The sequence below is a fragment of the uncultured Paracoccus sp. genome, from assembly GCF_947496875.1.
In the GTDB taxonomy this organism is placed as follows: domain Bacteria; phylum Pseudomonadota; class Alphaproteobacteria; order Rhodobacterales; family Rhodobacteraceae; genus Paracoccus.
Map to the genome: position 1 here is coordinate 1 of NZ_CANMEH010000097.1, position 328 is coordinate 328.

The 328-nt window shown below is 70.1% G+C and carries 1 protein-coding gene; it reads left to right on the plus strand.

All coding sequences use genetic code 11. The features are described 5' to 3' along the window. Positions 1-328 (plus strand): phage portal protein (locus tag Q0938_RS19270; RefSeq protein WP_299365744.1); only part of this gene is annotated, 328 nt, incomplete at both ends.

The following is a 328-nucleotide window of genomic DNA, read 5'->3' on the forward strand; positions in this document are numbered from 1 at the left end:
GACGTGAAGTTCTCGTCGCCCGCCGATGTGGGCGGCGGCTACGAGGCGTTCCAGTACCGCACGCTGCTGGCGGTCTCAGCCTCGCTGGGGCTGCCCTACCACCTGGTCACCGGCGACGTGCGGCAGGCCAACTACTCGAGCCTGCGCGCCGAGCTTGTCGAGTTCCGCCGCCGCATCGGCCAGCTGCAGCATGGCGTGATCGTGCACCAGTTCTGTCGGACGGTCTGGCAGCGCTGGCTGGACACGTCGGTGCTATCGGGCGCGCTGGACCTGCCGGGCTACGGTTCGGCGCCAAGCCGGTTCCGTGCGGTGCAGTGGATCCCGCCGC